At 72.6% G+C, this 13,061-nt stretch carries 12 protein-coding genes and 1 pseudogene; all 13 read right to left on the reverse strand.

Annotated elements, in window-relative coordinates; translation table 11 throughout:
- Positions 1-6: 6 nt before the first annotated feature.
- Positions 7-222: a PhzF family phenazine biosynthesis protein gene (locus ACE7GA_RS01625; RefSeq protein ID WP_376100562.1), complete on the reverse strand. Its 216-nt coding sequence runs from the start codon at positions 220-222 to the stop codon at positions 7-9.
- Positions 132-896, reverse strand: coding sequence for a PhzF family phenazine biosynthesis protein (locus ACE7GA_RS01630; protein WP_376100564.1), 765 nt, complete (start codon positions 894-896; stop codon positions 132-134). The genes ACE7GA_RS01625 and ACE7GA_RS01630 overlap by 91 nt, the downstream gene beginning before the upstream one ends.
- Positions 893-1,702 carry a bifunctional hydroxymethylpyrimidine kinase/phosphomethylpyrimidine kinase gene (thiD, locus tag ACE7GA_RS01635; protein ID WP_376094695.1) on the reverse strand — a complete coding sequence of 270 codons (810 nt, stop codon included), beginning with the start codon at positions 1,700-1,702 and terminating at the stop codon, positions 893-895. The genes ACE7GA_RS01630 and thiD overlap by 4 nt, the downstream gene beginning before the upstream one ends.
- Positions 1,703-1,733: 31 nt before the next feature.
- Positions 1,734-3,071 (reverse strand): annotated as a pseudogene (gene glmM, locus ACE7GA_RS01640) (phosphoglucosamine mutase); the annotation flags it as partial.
- A 66-nt stretch (positions 3,072-3,137) separates the two neighbouring features.
- Positions 3,138-3,890 carry an ATP-binding cassette domain-containing protein gene (locus ACE7GA_RS01645; RefSeq protein ID WP_376100566.1) on the reverse strand — a complete coding sequence of 251 codons (753 nt, stop codon included), beginning with the start codon at positions 3,888-3,890 and terminating at the stop codon, positions 3,138-3,140.
- A gap of 14 nt (positions 3,891-3,904) precedes the next feature.
- On the reverse strand, positions 3,905-5,110 hold the full coding sequence (locus ACE7GA_RS01650) for a sugar ABC transporter permease (RefSeq protein ID WP_376100568.1): 1,206 nt from the start codon (positions 5,108-5,110) through the stop codon (positions 3,905-3,907).
- Between the two features lie 51 nt (positions 5,111-5,161).
- Positions 5,162-6,232 carry a D-xylose ABC transporter substrate-binding protein gene (gene xylF / locus ACE7GA_RS01655; protein WP_376094697.1) on the reverse strand — a complete coding sequence of 357 codons (1,071 nt, stop codon included), beginning with the start codon at positions 6,230-6,232 and terminating at the stop codon, positions 5,162-5,164.
- Positions 6,233-6,670: 438 nt separating this feature from the next.
- Complete coding sequence (locus tag ACE7GA_RS01660; protein ID WP_376094699.1) at positions 6,671-7,027, reverse strand: hypothetical protein; 357 nt, start codon at positions 7,025-7,027, stop codon at positions 6,671-6,673.
- 135 nt (positions 7,028-7,162) lie between these two features.
- Positions 7,163-8,203: a dihydropteroate synthase gene (folP, locus tag ACE7GA_RS01665; protein ID WP_376094702.1), complete on the reverse strand. Its 1,041-nt coding sequence runs from the start codon at positions 8,201-8,203 to the stop codon at positions 7,163-7,165.
- A 136-nt stretch (positions 8,204-8,339) separates the two neighbouring features.
- Positions 8,340-10,268 (reverse strand): ATP-dependent zinc metalloprotease FtsH, encoded by a 1,929-nt coding sequence (gene ftsH, locus ACE7GA_RS01670; RefSeq protein ID WP_376094705.1) that lies wholly within the window; start codon positions 10,266-10,268, stop codon positions 8,340-8,342.
- Positions 10,269-10,708: 440 nt separating this feature from the next.
- Positions 10,709-11,599, reverse strand: a complete 891-nt coding sequence (gene tilS / locus ACE7GA_RS01675) for a tRNA lysidine(34) synthetase TilS (protein WP_376094708.1) — start codon at positions 11,597-11,599, stop codon at positions 10,709-10,711.
- Positions 11,600-12,119: 520 nt separating this feature from the next.
- Positions 12,120-12,299, reverse strand: coding sequence for a hypothetical protein (locus ACE7GA_RS01680; protein ID WP_376094711.1), 180 nt, complete (start codon positions 12,297-12,299; stop codon positions 12,120-12,122).
- Between the two features lie 259 nt (positions 12,300-12,558).
- On the reverse strand, positions 12,559-13,044 hold the full coding sequence (gene pal, locus ACE7GA_RS01685; RefSeq protein ID WP_376094714.1) for a peptidoglycan-associated lipoprotein Pal: 486 nt from the start codon (positions 13,042-13,044) through the stop codon (positions 12,559-12,561).
- Positions 13,045-13,061: the final 17 nt, after the last annotated feature.

Consider the following 13,061-nt stretch of genomic DNA (forward strand, 5'->3'; position numbering starts at 1 on the left):
CCGGACCTATAGCTCGGCCTCCCCGCGCAGCACCGCCACGCAGCCGCCGCCTACCGAGGCGCGGACTCCGTCCGGCATGCGTCGCGCGATGGTGCGCAGCAGACTGGGCCGGCCCATCTCGACACCCTGGATCACGTCCAGCGTCGCCTCGTCATCGCCGGAGAGAGACAGCAGCAGCGCGGCCAGTGGCGTCGCGGCGCTGCCCGTCGCCGGATCCTCGATGGTCCCGGAGAGCGGGAGAACATCCGCGCCCGCAGGCGCGCCCCGTCGCGTGCATAGAGGTAGATCGGAAGGCGCGCCGCGCCGAGAGCCGCCGCGACGTCCGGAGCGGCCTCCCGCGCCGCGCGGAAGCGCCCGAGATCGGGCAGCGCCCGCGACAGGGCGGAAGGAGCGACCTCGGCGAGGACGAACGAGTTCCCGACGCTGGCCATCACCGGCCGGTGCGCCGCGACCAGGACATCGGTCGCGGCAAGGCCGACGCAGCTGGCGAGGAGGTCGGGTTCCATCTCCGGCCCGAGGGACAGCGGTCGCGGTGCGGCAATGGTGCAGTCTCCGTCCTGCCCGACCGTCACCTCGACCAGACCCGCGATCTCCTCGAACCGCAGGACGCCGTTCATTGCGCGCCCCTCGCGGGCCAGCACCCAACCGGTGCCGACATTCGGATGGCCGGCGAAGGGCATCTCGGCGGTACGGTTGAAGATGCGGACCCGGGCCGTATTCGCCGGGTCCTCGGGCGGCAGGACGAAGGTCGTCTCGCTCAAGTTGAACTCCGCCGCGAGCGCTTGCATCTCGGCGTTCGACAGGCCGCGCGCGTCGGGGAAGACCGCGAGCGGATTACCGCCGAAGCGCGTGTCGGTGAAGACGTCCACAGTGACGAAGCGAAACGTCCGGCTCACCACCCCAACCTCCCGGTGTCCACCGTCACCGCGTGATCGAGCGGGCCGTGGCCGCGGCCGTAGCCCGGCGCGCTGCGGATGGCTGCGGCGACGTAGTCTCGTGCCCGGGCCACGGCGTCCCGCATCGCCATGCCCTGCGCGAGGCCCGCCGCGATGGCGGAGGCCAGGGTGCAGCCGGTGCCGTGGGTGTGCCGCGTCTCGATGCGCGACGAGGTGAAGACCTCCTCCCCCGCGTCGGAGAGGAGCACGTCGTGCAACGCGTCGCCCGCCATGTGGCCGCCCTTCACCAGCGCCGCGCCGGCCCCCATGCCGCGTAGAGCAGCAGCGGCCCGGCGCATGGCGTCGAGGTCGGGGATGGGGAAGCCGACGAGGACCTCCGCTTCCGGGATGTTCGGGGTCACGAGCGTTGCCAACGGCAGCAGGCGCTCGCGCATCGCTGCCACCGCGTCCTCCTCCAGCAGGCGCGAGCCGCCCTTCGCGACCATCACGGGATCGACGACGAGCGGGATGCCCCGCGCGTAGCCCGACACGACCTCCCATACCGCCTCGATGGTATCGCGTTCGCCGAGCATGCCCGTCTTGATCGCGTCGGCCCCGATATCGGCGAGCGACATGCGGATCTGGAGGCGCACGAAATCCAGCGGGACGGGGTGTACGGCGCGCACGGCTTCCGTGTCCTGCGCCGTCAGTGCGGTCACCGCGGTCGCGGCATAGCCACCCATCGCCGTCACGCTCTTGATGTCCGCCTGGATTCCCGCGCCGCCGCCGGAATCCGATCCGGCGACGATCAGGACGCGTCCCCTCATTCCGCCGCGACCTTCGGCGCCGCGGCGGCGCGATGACGTCGGCGAGGCGCCCCGTCATCGCCTCGACCGTCGCCTCCGCCTCCGCCTCGACCATGACGCGGATTACGGGTTCCGTGCCGCTGGCGCGGATCAGGACGCGGCCGCTCGTGCCGAGCTCGGCCTCGGCCGCCGCGATCGCGGCGCTGACGCGCGCGTCGCCCATCGGGTCGCCGCCGGCGTGGCGGACATTGACCAGTTTCTGTGGCAGCGGCTCGAAGCGGCGCAGGACCTGGCTGGCGGGCCGCTTCTCCTCGACCAGCACGGCGAGGACCTGGAGTGCGGCAACGAGACCGTCACCGGTCGTGCCGTAATCCGACAGGATGACGTGGCCCGATTGTTCACCGCCGAGGTTGCAGCCCGTCTCGCGCATCCGTTCGCCGACGTAGCGGTCGCCGACCTTCGTGCGCATGAGGGCGAGGTCGTGCTTCGCGAGGTGGCGCTCCAGCCCGAGGTTGGACATCACGGTCGCGACGACGGCGCCGCCGCGGAGGCGGCCGGAGGTCGCCCAGGATTCGCCGATGAGGGCCAGGATCTGGTCGCCGTCCACGACCTGCCCCGTCTCGTCCACGAGGACCAGGCGATCCGCGTCGCCGTCGAGGGCGATGCCGATGTCGGCACGCCGCTCCTCCACGATCGCAGCGAGGCTCGACGGCGAGGTGCTGCCGCAACCCTTGTTGATGTTGAAGCCGTCCGGCGTGACGCCGACGGGCACGACCTCGGCGCCGAGTTCCCAGAGCACGGTCGGCGCGACCTTGTAGGCCGCGCCGTTGGCGCAATCGATGACGATGCGCAGGCCCTCGAGCGAACGGCCGCGGGGGAAGGAAGACTTCACCGCCTCGATATAGCGGCCCGGCGCGTCTTCCAGCCGCGACGCGCGGCCGAGGCGGGAGGGGGCGGCGAGGCCGGTGGCGAGGTCGCCTCCCATCAGCCCTTCGATCTCCGCCTCCTGCGCGTCGGACAGCTTCAGCCCGTCCGGACCGAAGAGCTTGATGCCGTTGTCCTCGTAGGGATTGTGCGAGGCGGAGATCATCACGCCGAGGTCGGCGCGGAGGGACCGGGTGAGCAGGGCGATGGCCGGCGTCGGCAGCGGCCCGACGAGCACCGCATCCATGCCCGCGCCCACGAAGCCGGCCGTCAGCGCGGGTTCCAGCATGTAGCCGGAGAGGCGCGTATCCTTCCCGATGACGACGCGGTGCCGGTGGCCGCCACGGTTGAAGAAGCGCCCGGCCGCCTGGCCGAGTCGCAGCGCCGTCGCCGCGTCCATCGGCGCGCGGTTCGCCACGCCGCGGATGCCGTCCGTGCCGAAGAGGCGTCGTTCGTTCGAGGCCATGCCAGGGCTCCCGGAGATCAGGAGGCGCGGTCTAGCGAAGGCGACGCCCCTTGGCGAGACGGGCGCCTACCCGGCCATGGCCCCCGGCCCCGATACCGCCCCGGGCGGGCACTTGCCGAGGATGATCATGCCGAGGACCTCGTCCTTCGTCACGTCGCCCGTCCGGGCGGTGCCGACGAGGCGGCCGTTCTTCATCACGCTCACCCGGTCCGCGAGATCGAAGACGTCGTGGATGTCGTGGGAGATGAGGAAGATGCCGATTCCCTGCCGCTTCAGTTCCTTCACGAGTTCCCCAACCTGCGCCGTCTCGGCGGGGCCGAGGGCGGCGGTGGGTTCGTCCATGATGAGGATCCGGGCATTGAACTGGATGGCGCGCGCGATGGCGATGGACTGGCGCTGGCCGCCTGACAAGGCGCGAACCGGTTCCTTGAAGCGCTGGAAATGCGGGTTCAGCCGGGCCATGACCTCGCGGGTCGCGGCCTCCATCGCGGCGTCGTCGAGCGTCCCGAAGCGGGTCGTGATCTCGCGCCCCAGGAAGACGTTGGCGGCCGCATCCACGTTGTCCGCCAAGGCAAGCGTCTGGTAGATCGTCTCGATGCCGTAGCGCTTCGCGTCGCGGGGGGTGGCGATGTCCGCCGGCTCCCCGTTCACCCGGATCTCGCCGGCATCGGCGCGGTAGGCGCCCGACAGCACCTTGATGAGCGTGGACTTGCCCGCGCCGTTGTGGCCGAGCAACCCGACGACCTCCCCGGGCATGAGATCCACCGAGACCCCGTCCACCGCCTTGATGCCGCCAAAGGCAATGGAGATGTCGCGCATCTCGACGAGGGGGGTCACCGGATCCGCCTCCGCCAGGCGCCGTCCAGCCAGACGGCGGCGACCAGGACGAGGCCGACGACGATGTTCTGCAGCGGCGTATCCACGCCGAGCAGCACCATCCCCGATTGCAGCGACTGCATCACCAGCGCACCGAGCATGGCACCCGCCACTGACCCCAGGCCGCCAGCGAGCGACGTACCGCCGATGACCGCAGCCGCGATGACGTAGAGCTCGTCCAGCGTTCCCGCCGCGTTCGTCGCGGCGTTCAGGCGCGCCGTCGTGATGCAGGCGGCCAGCCCCGCCAGCGCGCCCATCAACCCGAAGACCATCGTCAGCGTGCGCCGCGTGTTGATGCCGGACAGTTCGGCCGCCTCCGGATTGCCGCCGATCGCGAAGACGTAGCGGCCGAAGCGCGTGCGCGTCGCGAAGATCGTGACGCCGAGCCCTACCAGCACCGCGAGGATCACCGGTACCGCGAGACCGTGCGCGATGAACATCCCCCCCGCCGGCCAGGTGCCCCCCTGCCCTTCCACCAGCCTCCGCGCGATGCCGGCCGGCAAGGGGTAGGCGTTGGCGACGGTCACCGTGCCCAAGACCGCGAGGCACGCCAGACCCGCGACCGCGCCCTCGGCCCAGGCCGGGCGGACAGGGAAGCCGTAGCGCCGCCGTCGCCGCCGCAGCGCGACCATCGCCGCGAGGATCGCGGCGCATGCGACGGCACCGACGACCCAGGACGCCATCGCGCCGAGCGCGCCCTCCGCCCCGCCGCCGAGCGCGCGGAAGCGGCCATCCATCGGCGCGACGGTCTGGCCCTGGGTCACCCACCACGCCGCGCCGCGCCAGATCAGCAGCCCGCCGAGCGTCACGATGAAGGAGGGGATGGCGAGGTAGGCGACGAGCGCCCCCTGCAACAGCCCGATGGCACCGCCCAGCAGCACGGCCGCGACGACCGCGATCGGCGCGGTCGCCGCGCTTTCCAGGCCCAGCAGGCCGGGCAGCCAGCGGGCCTGGAGCACGCCGATCGCCATGCCGACGAAGCCGAGAATGGCGCCGACCGAAAGGTCGATGTTGCGGGTGACGATGACCAGCACCATCCCGCAGGCCATGACGGCGATGGAGGCCGTCTGGACCGAGAGGTTCCAGAGGTTCCGGGGGGTAAGGAAGGCGCCCCCCGACAGCAGGTCGAAGCCGAGCCAGATCACCGCCAGCGCGGCGAGCATCCCCAACAGCCGGGGGTCAACCTCCAGGTGCCGCACGGCAGTCGCGCAGCGTCAGTTGCAGGCGGCCACGCGCCCTGCCGGCACGCCCTGGCACACCGCGGCCTTCGTGGCCCAGCCCGCCTCGATGATCGCGCCGAGGTTCTCGCGCGTGACCGGCACGGGGTCGAGGAAGCGGGCGGTCATCCGCGCCTTCGACGGCCCGTCGGCCCATTGCCGCGCGCCGTCGATCTCCGACAGGCGCGTGCCACCGGCAAGGCGAAGGGCGATTTCCGCCGCCACGCGCCCCAGCACGCGCGCGTCCTTCCAGATCGTCACGGCCTGCGTGCCCGCGGCGATGCGGTTCAGCGCCGCGCGGTCCGCGTCCTGGCCAGACACCGGCACGGAGCCCGCGAGGCCCTGCGCCGCCAGTGCCGCGATCGCGCCGCCCGCCGTGCCGTCATTGGCCGCGACCACCGCATCCACGCGATTGTTGTTGCGGGTCAGGATCTGCTCCATGTTCCGCTGCGCGTTGGACGGCAGCCAGCCGTCGGTGAAGGCCTCGCCGATGTTGCGGATGCGTCCCGCGTCGATCGCCGGCTTCAGCACCTCCATCGAACCCTGGTAAAGAAAGGCTGCGTTGGGATCAGCGCTGCTTCCCTTGATGAAGGCGTAGGCGCCCTCGGGCTTCTGCTGCTGGATGGCGCGGGCCATCATGCGCCCGACCTCGACGTTGTCGAAGGTGAGATAGAAGACCTCGGGCATCTCGATGAGGCGGTCGTAGCCGACGACGCCGACGCCGTTGTCCAGCGCGTTCTGTACGCCGGGGCGGATGGCCTGCGAATCCTGCGCCAGCACGATCAGCGCCTTCGCGCCGCGCGCGAGCAGGCTTTCGATGTCCGTCAGCTGCTTCGCCGGGGAGGACTGCGCGTCGGCCGAGACATAGGTGCCGCCGGCCGCGCGGATCGCGGCCTGGATTGCGGCCTCATCGGTCTTCCAGCGCTCCTCCTGGAAGTTGGACCAGGAGACGCCGATGACGGGCCCGCGGCCCTGCGCGCGGAGGATCGCCGGTGCGGAGAGGATCGGTAGCGCGAGACCCGCGGCGAGGAGGCTGCGGCGCTTCACGGAATGGCCTGCGCTGCTCATCGTTCGAACATCCTCCCCTGCACACGGACCGGATCGGCCTCGTGGCTCCCGAGGCGGAGGCTGGCGTGACGCCGCGAAGTGTCAAGCGAAAGCTGGGCGAGGGATGGCGCGTCGCTGTCCGTGGCAAATCCATGAAGGCGCAGCGTTCGGGACGGCGTCGCTGGAAAGGGTGCGGCACGTCCATTCGTGGACGCCGGAGGTCATCAGGCCGCTCTGCCGTGCTCAGGCTGTGAAGACCTGTCACGCCATGCCAGACCTGGGGGAACAGCCAACCGCACGGCCGAACGGATGCAGTGATCGACGGGCCGGACCTGGAGTGCCGGCGCGCGGACGGCGGACGGCGCGCGCCATGCAGATGTCCGCACGCTGCCGGGACCGCGCGCGGACGTGCCGGGCGCCGCGGCCCCCGCCAAGGGGGCCGCGGCGCATTGGGTGGCGTCAGCGCGTGGCCGGCGCGCCGCCCATCTCGCCACCCGGCTGCAGCGCGCCGCCCGGCAGGCGGGTGCCGCCGCGGCCCACGGGCGCGCCGCCGCGCGTGCTGGGCGCACCGCCCATCTCGCCGCCGGGCTGCAACGCGCCGCCGGCCGGACGCGTACCGGTCCGACCGAGCGCGGCGCCGCCGGTGGTGCCGGGCGCGCCGCCCATCTCGCCGCCGGGCTGGAGGCTGCCGCCGGCCGGAGGGGTCACAGCCGCCGGGGTCGCAACCGGGGCCGGGGTCTGATCGGCGCAGGCGGTCAGCAGGCCGAAGGAGCCCGCGAGCACCGCGGCGGCCAGGGTGGAACGGAACTGCAGCATGGGTGGCACCTCACCTTTTTCGTTCGGCCGACGCACCTTGCCCCGGCGATCGCGAGCAAGGGTTTCGCTGGATCGGCTGGTTTGGCAACGGTGTTCGCGCGAAGACTGCGCTATTTCCGCCACCGTGTTGCCGCCCTACACGCCCGCGCCGCCCCCGACGGCGCCCCAGAGGCGAAGGGCCGCCAGGGTTTCCCGCACGTCGTGGACGCGCAGCACCGCGGCGCCGCGGGCAGCCGCGGCCACCGCCACGCCGAGGCTGCCCGGCATGCGGTCCGCCGGCGAATCCGCGCCGGACAGCGTTCCGATGAAGCGCTTGCGCGACGCGCCGACGAGGACGGGGCAGCCCAGGCCGAGCAGCAGCGGCAGCCGGTCCAGCAGGTCCAGGTTGTGCTCCAGCGTCTTGCCGAAGCCGATCCCGGGGTCCACCGCGATCTTGCCCCGGGGGATGCCCGCGGCCTCGCAGACGGCGATCCGCTCGGCCAGGTGCGCGGCCACCTCGAGCGAGACATCGCCGTAATCGGCCAGCGCGCCCATGCGGCGGGGGTCGGTGCCGGGCATGTGCATCAGCACGACGGGGCAGCCGGCTTCCGCGACGACCGCGACCGAGTCGGGGTCGTGCCGCAGCCCCGTCACGTCGTTCACGATTTCCGCCCCGGCAGCCAGCGCCGCGCGCATCGTGGCGGCGTGGCGGGTGTCGACGCTGACCGGCGCGGCCTTTGCCAGTTCCCGGATCACGGGGAGGATCCGGGCCATTTCCTCCTCGGCGGGCACGGGCTCGGCGCCGGGGCGCGTGCTTTCCCCGCCGATATCGAGGAGGTCGGCCCCGGCCTCCAGCATCGCGTGGCCCGCGGCGACGGCCGCCAGCGGGTCGAGGTGACGCCCGCCATCGGAGAAGCTGTCCGGCGTGACGTTCAGGATTCCCATGACGAGGGGCCGCCCGGCCGCTTCCAGGCCGGCGAAGGGCGGCACGCGGCGCGTCAGGGCGAGGACCGCGTCCTGCCAATCCTCCGGCGTATCGATCGCGGGCAGGATGCCGAGGGTCCGGCCGTCATCGATCAGCCGGACGAGAGAGAAGGCTGCCGCCCCGCCGTTGAGGGGCAGTGCGGCATCGGCAGCGACGGCCGCGAAGGCCCCGCGGCCGTGCAGCAGGCCCATCGGCTCCACCCAACGCGCCATGACCCTCCCCCGCACGCCAACACCGAACGCGAAACGGGGGCCGCCTCCGGCCCCCGTCCCATCAAACCGTCATGTCCGGTTCCGTGCCAGTCGCGGCCCGGTCACAGGCCGGAGTGGCCTTGAGGAGTGGCCTGGCTCAGGCGCCGGACGGCGCGGGGCTCAGTCCACCCCCGGTATTCGGCCGCGGATTGGCGCGTCCGGAGGTGGGGACGGAACCCCGGCCGGCCGGCACCGGCTCGTCCGGCCGCTCGCGGATGATCGGGTCGCCGCGCAGCAGCGTCCGGATCTCGTCGCCCGACAGCGTCTCGTATTCCAGCAGGCCCTTGGCCAGGGCGTGCAGGTCCTCGATCCGGTCCGTCAGCGTCTTCGTAGCCCGCGCGTAGGCGCCGTCGATGATGGCGCGAATCTCGCCGTCGATCGCCCGCGCCGTCTCCTCGGAGATGTTCTTCGACTGCGTCACGGAATGGCCGAGGAAGACCTCCTGCTCATTCGCGCCGTAGGCGATCATGCCGAGTTTCTCCGACATGCCCCATTCCATCACCATCCGGCGCGCCATGTCGGTGGCCTGCTTGATGTCGCCCGATGCGCCGTTGGACACCTTCTCCGGGCCGAAGATCAGTTCCTCGGCGACGCGGCCACCCATGGCCATCGCCAGCTGCGCCTTCAGCTTGGACTTGTGCATGGAGTAGCGGTCACCCTCGGGCAGCGACATCACCAGGCCAAGCGCGCGGCCGCGGGGGATGATCGTCGCCTTGTGGACGGGGTCGCACTCCTCCTCGTTGATCGAGACGAGGGCATGGCCGGCCTCGTGATAGGCCGTCATCTTCTTCTCGGCGTCGGACATCACCAGCGACCGCCGCTCGGCGCCCATCAGCACCTTGTCCTTGGCCTGCTCGAACTCGAGCATGCCCACCGTGCGCCGCCCCGTGCGGGCCGCCTGCAGCGCCGCCTCGTTCACGAGGTTGGCGAGGTCGGCGCCCGAGAAGCCCGGCGTGCCGCGCGCGATAACCTTCGGATCGACGTCGGAGGCCAGCGGCACCTTCCGCATGTGGACGCGGAGGATCTTCTCCCGCCCGTTCACGTCGGGGTTCGGCACCACGACCTGCCGGTCGAAGCGGCCGGGACGCAGCAGTGCGGGGTCCAGCACGTCCGGACGGTTCGTCGCGGCGATGAGGATGACGCCCTCATTCGCCTCGAACCCGTCCATCTCCACGAGCATCTGGTTCAGCGTCTGCTCGCGCTCGTCATTGCCGCCGCCGAGGCCGGCACCGCGATGGCGCCCCACCGCATCGATCTCGTCGATGAAGATGATGCAAGGGGCGTTCTTCTTGCCCTGCTCGAACATGTCGCGCACGCGGCTGGCGCCGACGCCCACGAACATCTCGACGAAGTCGGAACCGGAGATGGTGAAGAAGGGCACGTTCGCCTCGCCGGCGATGGCGCGGGCGAGCAGCGTCTTGCCGGTGCCCGGCGGGCCGACGAGGAGACAGCCCTTCGGGATCTTGCCGCCAAGGCGCTGGAACTTCTGCGGGTCACGCAGGAACTCGACGATCTCCTCAAGCTCGCCCTTGGCCTCGTCGATCCCGGCCACGTCCTCGAAGGTCACGCGGCCCTGCTTCTCAGTCAGCAGCTTCGCCTTGGACTTGCCGAAGCCCATGGCCCGGCCACCGCCGCCCTGCATCTGGCGCATGAAGAAGACCCAGACGCCGATCAGCAGCAGCATCGGGAACCAGGAGATGAGGATCTGGAAGAGCGGGTTGACGTCGCTCTCCTCCGGCCGCGCCACAACGCGGACGCCCTTCTCGGTCAGGCGCTGCACCAGTTGCGGATCTTCCGGCGTGTAGGTCTGGAAGGTCCGGCCATCCGTGAGCTGTCCGGCGACGATGCGTCCCTGGATCGTCACGTCGCGCACGTGCCCGGCCCCGACCTCGTTCAGGAAGTCGGAATAGGCGACCTGGGTGCCGCGCGACGACGCGCTGCCCGAGGGTTGGAACAGGTTGAACAGGGCCACGAGCAGCAGGGCGACAATGACCCAGAGCGCGAGGTTGCGACCGAAATTGTTCACAGGAAGGTCCCGATCCACGGCCGGGTGGGTTCCGGCTCACAGCGCAATGTAGGGATGGACACGCGTTAACGGAACACCGGAAGCCTCCCCGGACGGTCAGGTTTCGCGGCGCCCACCCCCGGGCGGGTCAGGGGATGGGACCGCCGGCCGATTCCCAGGCGGTCCGGGCGGTGCCGGTGCCGAAGAGGGGAACCTCTATCAGGCCGCCCGGGCCGCGGATGGCGGGAAGTCCCGCGAGGGCGGCGGCCGGCCATCCCGCCCGCCCCGCCCCGGTCGGCGCGTCGGTGCCCAGCGCGCCGATGGTGCAGCCAGGCGGCGCCGAGATGACCCGCCACCGGCCGTCCCAAAGCGTGCCCGGGGCGGCAGGCGTGGCTGGGGCGCAGGCCGCGGGTTCCCGGCACAGCACGTTGCCGCGCCACAGGACACCGGCCAGCGTTCCCTCACCCCGGGCAAGGAGCGCCGTGACGCGCGCGCGGTGAGGGCGGGTGGACGGAACCCCCGACCACCCGGACCAACGCGGCGAGGGCGGCGACCGCCGCGGAATCCTGCCCCAGGGCCTGCCGGTCCAGCCGGAGCCATCCACCTGGGCGGACCTGCGCGGAGCGGGCGATCCGGGTGGCGAACGACTCGGCGCGGACCTCGCGCAGCCGGGCGAAGGCCCCCGCGGTCCGGGCGAGGGCCGCTGTGACGGCGCCCGTCCCGTCCGGGTCGGCCAGCTCCGCCCGCCAGCGCGCCCGGTCGAAGCGGGGGTCGCCGTTTGACGGATCGCGGATCGGAACGAGGCCCGCGGCCGCAACCGTGGCCTCCAGCCTTGCCTGCGGCAGGGGCAGCAGGGGCCGCAGCACCAGCGCGGCGGTCGCGGGCCGTGCGGCGGCCATCCCTGCCAGCCCATCCGGGCCCGAGTCGCGGGAGGCGCGGATCGCCACCGTCTCCGCCTGGTCCCCGCGGTGGTGGCCGAGGAGGAGCCAGGGCGCCCCTGCTTCCCCCGCGGCCCGGAGCAACGCGGCGTGGCGGGCCTGGCGTGCCCTCTCGTGCAGGCGCGGGCCGGGCGGGAGGCCGAGCGGCAGGAGGTAGGCATGCATCCCCGCGCCGCGGAGCAGCCCGACGACCGCCCGCGCCTCGGCGCCGCTCCCCGCCCGCAGGCCGTGATCGGCAACGAGGGCGAGGAAGGCTCCTCCCCTCGCCGCGACCCAGTCGCGTGCGAGCAGGGCGAGGGCAAGTGAGTGTGGCCCGCCCGAGACGCCCGCCGCGATGCGCGGTCGCGGGCCGAAGGGGCCGAGGGCGGCCATCAGCCCCTCGAACTCCGCCGCGGAGACGGGGACGGCGGGCACCGCTTCCGGCGCCCGACCGCTCAGCAGGCGCAGGACGCGCCGGATGTCCGGATCGTCGGGGTCGCCGCTCAGCGACAGCCGGCGCGCTGCCGCGCCGCGTTCGCGCGGTCCACCAGGGCGGCGGAGAGGCGGGGGTTGTTGCTGCGAAGTCCGTCGAGGGTCTCGCAGGCCTCGCGACGCGCGCCGAATCCGGTGAAGGCGTTGGCGAGACCGATCAGCGCTTCCGGCGCGCGGCCGGAAGCGGGCGCGCGCCGGTAGGCCTCGTCATAGGCCAGGGCGGCCTGCTGGAAGTCGCGCTTCCCGGCCAGCGCGTCGCCGAGGAGGATTCCCGCATCCTGCGCGCGCGGCGAACCGCGGGCGGCGAGGACCTCGCGTGCCGCCGCCTCGGCCGTCGGGAAGTCGCGACGCCCGAGGGCCGCCTGCCCGTCCTGGATGGCCCGCTCCGGCGGGCGCGGGGTCGAGGCTGCGGCTGGGGTCGGGGCGGTGCCCGTAGCGGAGTTGCCGCCGGCGGGCGGGGGGGTCAGCGCGCCGGCCGCGGCGGGGGCGGCCGCACCGGATCGCCCCCGGGCGCGGGGGCGCCGCCGCGTCCTTCCAGCTGGTTGAAGCGGTATTCGATGTCGCCCTGGAGCTTCTCGATCTGCTCGCGCAGGCGCCGGTTCTCGAAATCCGCCTGCTCCGCGGCGCCGCGCTGGCGGCGCACTTCCTCCTCCAACTGCCCGACGCGGGCGAGGAGGGAGCCGACGACCTCACCCCCGCCGCGGGCCCGCGGGAGGGCGGCGCCACCTGCGGCTGTACCGGGACAGGACCACCCCGGCGCAGCAGTTCCAGTTCCTGCCGCAGCTGCAGCATCTGGTTGTTGAGGTAGATGCCCTCGCGCGTCTCGATCTGCGCGCGGGCCGCGGGCGACGCGGCCATCGCCGCGAGCATCACGGCCCCGGCCAGCGCCGCCCGGATCGCCATCAGCGGATGACCGTCACCGCGCGGCGGTTCTGCGCCCAGGCGCTCTCGTCCGAGCCAGGGGAGGCCGGGCGGTCCTTGCCGTAGGAGATGGTCTGGACGCGCTGGCCCGAGACGCCGCCGGCGACGAGCAGGTCGCGCGCGGCATTCGCCCGGCGCTGGCCGAGCGCGAGGTTGTATTCGCGCGTGCCGCGCTCGTCCGCATGCCCTTCCATCACCACGGTGACCTGCGGGTAGCGGCCGAGCCACTGCGCCTGGCGCTCGATGGTCGAACGGCCGTCGCCGCGGACGACGCTGCTGTCCGTGTCGAAGAAGACGCGGTCGCCGACATTGGCCACCAGATCCTCCTGGCTCCCCGGCCGGATGGCGCCGACGCCGGTGCCGGCTGCACCGCCGGTGCCGGTCGTGGCCGCGGCGTTCTGGTCGTCAGAGGAACAGGCCGCCAGCAGGGCGACGCCGGCGAGAGCGGACAGCAGTTTGACGTTCATGCGGGATTTCTCCTTCG

The sequence above is a fragment of the Roseomonas sp. CCTCC AB2023176 genome, assembly GCF_042259275.1.
GTDB lineage: Bacteria > Pseudomonadota > Alphaproteobacteria > Acetobacterales > Acetobacteraceae > Roseomonas.

What these genes read in the sequence shown, in the direction of transcription:
- thiD (WP_376094695.1), bottom strand. Translation starts at nt 1,702, where the DNA reads ATGAGGGGACGCGTCCTGATCGTCGCCGGATCGGATTCCGGCGGCGGC.
- ACE7GA_RS01645 (WP_376100566.1), bottom strand. Translation starts at nt 3,890, where the DNA reads ATGCGCGACATCTCCATTGCCTTTGGCGGCATCAAGGCGGTGGACGGG.
- ACE7GA_RS01650 (WP_376100568.1), bottom strand. Translation starts at nt 5,110, where the DNA reads ATGCTCGCCGCGCTGGCGGTGATCTGGCTCGGCTTCGACCTGCTGTCG.
- xylF (WP_376094697.1), bottom strand. Translation starts at nt 6,232, where the DNA reads ATGAGCAGCGCAGGCCATTCCGTGAAGCGCCGCAGCCTCCTCGCCGCG.
- ACE7GA_RS01660 (WP_376094699.1), bottom strand. Translation starts at nt 7,027, where the DNA reads ATGCTGCAGTTCCGTTCCACCCTGGCCGCCGCGGTGCTCGCGGGCTCC.
- folP (WP_376094702.1), bottom strand. Translation starts at nt 8,203, where the DNA reads ATGGCGCGTTGGGTGGAGCCGATGGGCCTGCTGCACGGCCGCGGGGCC.
- pal (WP_376094714.1), bottom strand. Translation starts at nt 13,044, where the DNA reads ATGAACGTCAAACTGCTGTCCGCTCTCGCCGGCGTCGCCCTGCTGGCG.